Source organism: bacterium (assembly GCA_035527515.1).
GTDB lineage: Bacteria > B130-G9 > B130-G9 > B130-G9 > B130-G9 > B130-G9.
Map to the genome: position 1 here is coordinate 1 of DATLAJ010000048.1, position 3,003 is coordinate 3,003.

At 55.6% G+C, this 3,003-nt stretch carries 4 protein-coding genes; 2 read left to right on the top strand and 2 right to left on the bottom strand.

The window, feature by feature from the left end; genetic code table 11:
- Window positions 1-270: tetratricopeptide repeat protein (locus VM163_03275; protein ID HUT02891.1), on the top strand; the 270-nt coding region annotated here is incomplete at its 5' end.
- A gap of 143 nt (window positions 271-413) precedes the next feature.
- Here VM163_03275 and VM163_03280 read toward each other — a convergent pair.
- On the bottom strand, window positions 414-1,256 hold the full coding sequence (locus VM163_03280) for a mechanosensitive ion channel domain-containing protein (protein ID HUT02892.1): 843 nt from the start codon (window positions 1,254-1,256) through the stop codon (window positions 414-416).
- Window positions 1,257-1,317: 61 nt separating this feature from the next.
- Entirely contained in the window at window positions 1,318-2,346 is a 1,029-nt protein-coding gene (locus VM163_03285; protein HUT02893.1) for a DUF481 domain-containing protein, read from the bottom strand.
- A gap of 405 nt (window positions 2,347-2,751) precedes the next feature.
- On the opposite strand from VM163_03285, the gene VM163_03290 reads away from it, so the two are divergent.
- Window positions 2,752-3,003 (top strand): tetratricopeptide repeat protein (locus tag VM163_03290; protein HUT02894.1); only part of this gene is annotated, 252 nt, incomplete at its 3' end.

Genomic DNA, 3,003 nt, shown 5'->3' on the forward strand with positions numbered 1-3,003 from the left:
GACTACCCGCCGGCGATCTCGAACATTGGCACAGCCTACTTTCTCGCTGGCGACGCCACCCGCGCTGAGGCCTTTTTATTGCGCGCGGTCCAGCTTGCGCCAAACCATGCCTCGTATCGCGCAGCGTTGGCGGACATTTACGCCAGCCAGGGAAGGTTGAGCGCTGCCGAGGAGCAGCTTCTCAAGGCCCAGCAGACCTCCCCCACAAACAGGGACATCCAGAAGCGACTTCTCTGGCTGCGTCGCCAGCAGGACAAGAGCGCCCGGTAACCCTCCCGATTCTGGGCGCTGCCCCTCCAACAGCAAGAAGAGCATCATTAGAACCGATTGTTAATAGAAACCTTTCTAATTTTACAATGATGTGGATGATACAGATTCCGTCTCCCAGTCGCCTTACCGGCCAAGCATCTCGTCTAGCCAGCTTTCCCAGCGGTAACGCCTCCCTCGCCGATGATATGAATGTCCCTCTGCGGGAACGGGATGCTGATCCCATCGGCGTCAAAGCGCTCCTTGATGGCCTTGATCGTGTCGAAATAGACGCCCCAGTAGTCTGCCGTCTTGGTCCAGGGTCGAACGGCGAAGTTCACGCTGCTGTCCGCCAGCTCAAGAACGCCGACTAGCGGTGCGGGGTCCTTTAGGATGCGCTCGTCCGCCGCCAGCACCGCCTCGATTGCGTTTTTGACCTTGTCCAGATTGTCCGAATAGCTGACACCTATCACCAGGTCCACACGCCGTGTCTCTTTCGCAGTATAGTTGACGATGCTGTCGCCCGTAATCTTCGCGTTCGGAATTACGACCAGCTTGTTATCGGCTGTTCTTATCTTAGTCGTGAATATCTGGATCGATTCCACAATGCCCGATTTCCCGGCTGCATCGATGAAATCGCCCACCTTGAAAGGCTTGAAGATGATCATGAGGACGCCCGCCGCGAAGTTCGATAGAGAGCCCTGAAGCGCGAGGCCTACTGCTAGGCCGGCGGCGCCCAGGACGGCGATGAAGGATGTGGTCTGGATGCCCAGCTTGCCGAGCGCTGCGACGATCACAAAGGCTAGAAGTGCCACATAGATGAGATTCGTGACGAAACGGATGAGCGTCTCATCGACCTTGCCTCTGACCATCAGGCGCCTGACGATTTTCCGCACTATCTTCGCGGCCCACCAACCCAAGATCAGGATTGCCCCGGCGCCGATAATCTTCAGGCCATAGACTGCCAAATACTCCTTAATCATTGTTGGAACGTTGCTGAAATCAGACATTCCCCTCCCTCATTCTTTGGTTGTATGACGAGTCCCGATTCCTTTACCTGGTCTGTTCGACCTACAGCTCGAACTCGTAACCCAAACCGAATTTATAGGTCACGTCGTATCTCTCGCTGCCCTCGACTGGGCTGCTATCGTAGGCGTAATCCACGCCCGCGTGGGCGAAAAAGTTGTCAACGATGGTCAGACGCAGTCCTGTCTCGCTAGTGATATAGACCGATTGGTCGTCAAAGCTGTAATAACCTTCATGGCTGTGGAAGACCCGCATCCGGTCAGGGATTATCTTCAGGCTGAAGTCAACACCCCAACGTCCAGCCACGTAGTTCTCATCCGATGCCGTCTCGAAATCGTTATTCAAGTATGACGGCCCAGCTTCGAGCGAGAATGAGGCACGCTCAGTGTCGATCACCTGATAGCCGGCGCCTGCGCCGAGTGTGCTCCGCAGCCTGAGATCAGCGAAGTCATCGCGCTCGAAGAGCGAATGCGTATAGGCATAAAACCGCTTCGTGACGAAGAAATCGTATTTCAAGCTGCCCGCGGCGTTGCGCGAAGTCATAACCCGGTCGGTCTCACCATAGTTGAACTTACCTTTGAGCGTAAACCTCTGTCGCTTTGACCTCGCCACAAACCGCGCCGAGGCGTTTGCTGCGATCGTCTCGGTGTTCCCGTCGGTCTGGCTGTATCCCGCAGCAAGGCTACCCGTGTATTTCACCGCTGGAGCAGGCGGCGAGGGATTGATTGCGGCGACGTTCGAGACAGGTATCGGAAGCGACTCACCGACGATGTCGCCAACGATCTTCACCGTCCCGGCTGTTGAGCAGATGGCCTGCCCGAAAAGGACCTGGCCATCATTCAGCACGAATTTGTGCGAACGGCTCGTCGTCAAGCAGCTCACGTCGGCCCAGTTCACCTTAACCTCACCAGCATAGGCGATCATAAGCAGCAAGGTGCCCTTCTCCATATTCTTAACCTCGCCCGTGATGCGGTCACCATTCACAAGGTGCACCTCGTCCGCAACAACGGATAGACAGCACGTCAACACGAGCACCGTGCACATTGACCACAAAAAAGGTGATCTCCGTTTCATTCTCAATATCCTCCCTTGTTTTCCTTATCTCGAGCAATGTACAAATACGGGGGCTTCTGAGCGACGCGTGTTACCGTGGCTTTCATACGTTTATTATGAGCGATAACAAAGAAAACCGCACGATGAGATAGTGTATCAGAAAGCGTGAGTCAAAGGTCAAGCGCAAGAAGCCTGTCGAGGTCGGCTTTGATGGAGGCGGGACGACAAGCGACTGTGGCTGGGTTCTGCTGGGCGAGCTCGATAGACTGCGTGGGCTTGCAGAAACGGTCTGCAGATGCCTTTTTGACAGGCGAGACAAAAGGTATGTGAAGCACATTCTTGCCGATCTGATTCGAGAGCGGATATTTTATTCACAGCTACGAGGACTGCAACGATGCAGCCACGCCATCGGCGCTGGCGGCACGTATGATCGACTCACAATCGGCCAAATGGCTTCTCACTGTTGCCAAGATGGGCGCCATCTTCGTTCAAAAGGGGAAGTTCGCTGCGGCGAGGCGGGAGTTCGAGGCAATCCTCAATCGCTTCCCCGACTACCCGCCGGCGATCTCGAACATTGGCACAGCCTACTTTCTCGCTGGCGACGCCACCCGCGCTGAGGCCTTTTTATTGCGCGCGGTCCAGCTTGCGCCAAACCATGCCTCGTATCGCGCAGCGTTG

Coding starts and splice junctions, on each gene's coding strand:
- VM163_03280 (HUT02892.1), bottom strand. CDS start 1,256: ATGTCTGATTTCAGCAACGTTCCAACAATGATTAAGGAGTATTTGGCA.
- VM163_03285 (HUT02893.1), bottom strand. CDS start 2,346: ATGAAACGGAGATCACCTTTTTTGTGGTCAATGTGCACGGTGCTCGTG.